The 2,936-nt window shown below is 67.8% G+C and carries 1 protein-coding gene; it reads right to left on the reverse strand.

The features are described from left to right. A partial coding sequence (locus ABZY12_RS34250) for a DNRLRE domain-containing protein (RefSeq protein WP_356897351.1) occupies nucleotides 1-2,451 on the reverse strand: 2,451 nt, incomplete at its 3' end. Between the last annotated feature and the right edge of the window lie 485 nt (nucleotides 2,452-2,936).

Consider the following 2,936-nt stretch of genomic DNA (forward strand, 5'->3'; position numbering starts at 1 on the left):
GGCGGCGTCGACCCAGTGGTTCGGCGGGTCGACCTTCTTGTCCTTGGTCACGTACGAGGCGGCCAGGCAGCTGTAGAGCTCGCCGCCGGTGCCGGGGGCAGCCGGATCGGCGGGTGCGCCGACACAGTTCTTCAGTCGGCCGTCCGCATAGAGGACGAGCAGGTCGGCGACGTTGTCGCCGCCGGTGTCCATCGGGCCGTCTGCGGTGTCGCGCGGCGGCAGGTAGAAGCTGTAGTCGCCGCGGATGCTCTGGTTGCCGTTGGCGTCGTAGGCGTAGACGTTGATCTGGGTCGGACCGGCGTGCGGCGGGGTGACGTTGGTGAGCGTGACCTTGCCGTTGACCGGGGTCGGCGCGTCGACGTAGCCCTGGCCCTCGAAGGCGTACCGGAACTTCGTCGCACCGGCGGCGAAGAAGGTGAAGTCACCGGGCTTGCCGAAGTTCACCTTCGCCCAGGTCGCGCCGTTGTCGGTGGCCTCGGTGAACACCGTGCTGGTGATGTCGGGCTGCGGCGGGGCGGTCGGGTCGATCATGAGCTGGCACGGTTCGGTGCCGTCCGGGAAGAAGGACGAGACCGCACCGGACGAGTCCTCGGACCGCACGTCCCACTTGAAGAGCGTGTTGGCCGTCAGGGGCGTCAGCAGCGGGTCCGTGGCGTCGATGACCATCTGGCCGTACCCGGTGCTGGTGCTGACGGTGGCGACGTACTCCTTCTTGGTGGTGGAGCCGTCCTTCCAGAAGCGGAACCGCAGCTTCGGAGCGGCGCCGTCCGGGTCGGTGCCCTTGGCCTTCAGCGTGATGGTCGTACGGCCGATCAGCATGCTGTTCGTCGGGCCCGGAACACAGTTGCCGCCCGGGGACGAGGCGCCGGCGGTCGGCTGGTTGGGCGGACGGTTGTACTGGCCCTCCAGCACGGCGCCGGTCGCGGCGAACTTGCGCCAGGTCTGGGTGTCGGTCTCGGACGTGGCGCGCATGCCGAAGGTGAGGTTCGAATAGCCGTTGTCCGCGCCCTTCTGGGCCGCGGCCGTCACCGTGAACGCCTCGTACTCGTCCGGGCAGGAGCTCGACCAGCCGTGCGCGAAGGACTTCTTGTGCAGCACCTGCGACCAGCTCGGCTGCGCGTTCCACGTCGTACCCGAGGAGATCGAACCGGTCAGCCAGAACTCCATCTGACGTGCGGTGCACGACCAGGAGTGGTTGTTCTTGACCTTGAAGGTGGCCCAGTCGAACTTCGCGCCCTTGAGGGTGGAGGAGAACTCCATTCGCCAGAAGGAGCGGGCGAGGCCGCCGGTGTCGCTCTCGTAGCCGACGCGGGCGTCGGAGGTGCCGGAGGAGAAGTTCGTACCGTTCCAGAAGCTGGAGTTCGGGTACTTCTTGTACGCCACCGTCCACGCCAGCCAGGCCCTGTTGAGCGGCGGGTCGATGAAGACCGGGAACTTCGTGTCCTTGTGGGTGAGCAGGCCGGTTCGCGCGACGTTCAGGTGGAGCCGGGCCGCACCGGTGCCGTCACCGTCGAGGGCGACGGGCAGCTGAGCGGAGCGGGCACCGGGCTCGATGCCGGTCAGACCCGACAGCTCGAGCACGTCGGCGGAGGTGGCGACCGACGTGCGCTGCGGGGTGCCCGGCGGGAGCTCGGAGTCGCGGCCGGCCGCGTCCCAGGCGAACGGGGTCGGGATGTTGCCGACCTCCTGGCCCGCCTTGTCCAGGACCTGGATCCGGTTGGCCTTCGCGTCCTGCCGGAAGACCGCGGTCTTCGAGCGCAGGCCGTACGCCACGGTGGCGAGCGCCTTGTTCTGCGCGGCCTCGCGGTTCTTGACGATCAGGAGCTGGCCGAAGCCGCCCTCCTCACGCACCACCAGGAGCAGGTCGACGCCCGGGAACACCTCGGGGTAGAGGGCGCGCGGGCCGTCGAGCACCGGCTCGGGCAGGGCGCCCGGCCAGGTGTAGGCGATGGTGTGGCCGGCCAGGTCGATCTCGGCGAGGACGGTCTCGCCGGTCAGCGGGGCGCGGCTGAACGAACGGTCGGCGCGGTCGGCCTGGGCGGTGCCGCCGGCGAAGCGGACCGGTGTGACGGCGTTGACCGGACGGACCGCGAGCGCGCCCGCGCTCTTCGTGCGGACCAGCTTGTTGTCGATCGGCGCCCACTTGCCCTGGGCGTTCTTCGCGCGCTGCGGCAGGGCGTGGATCTGCGTGCGCATCTTGCCGTCGGGCATCGCCCAGACCAGCTGGGTCTGGGTGGTCGCCGTGTCGACGAGCACCTTCTTGCCGGTCCGCTTGGCCTCGGCCGTCGCGGCGGCCTCGTTGCGCGGACCGGTCGACGCCTGTTGCGCTTCGGTGGTCTTGGGCCCATTGCCGGTGAGGAAGCCGCCCGGCTGCCACCAGGGCAGCAGAGCAGCGGTGAGTGCGGCCAGTACGAGGCCGAGGGTGAGTGACAGCCGTGTGCGCGTGCGCACGAATGGGCTGAGGAAACGAGGCGGCGCTGGCACGGCGGTCTACTCCCGTGTGAAGCAGGTGGATGGTGGACAGCACAGATGGCCCCGACGGGCAGGCCGCGGGGCACACAAGGCGCGCACACGATCACACGATCGGCAGACGGCGTCCACATCTGAAGGTTTTATGAATACGTTATTTGACGTGTGGTAAGTTCCTGACTGAGCGTCAGGCTGTCATGACTTATGGGACATTGGCGGCCTATTGCGGAGTGAATATCGCCTATATCCGATCTATCGCAAAGATCGACGGTGTGGGGCTCTGTTTGCGAATGCACCGTGATGAAGCTCACTTCTGCAGTGTCGCGGTCACGATCCGCGATCTTGAAAATGCAGCGCACATGACAGAGAGTTCGCACGCACGCGTCTGAGAACAGGCGCGTGCTCTTTGGTGTTTCCGCACCTCCTCCGTTGTCTTGTTCGTCTGGGTGGGAGTCGACGCGTATGCG

Source organism: Streptomyces sp. NPDC006551 (assembly GCF_040611675.1).
Lineage (GTDB): Bacteria > Actinomycetota > Actinomycetes > Streptomycetales > Streptomycetaceae > Streptomyces.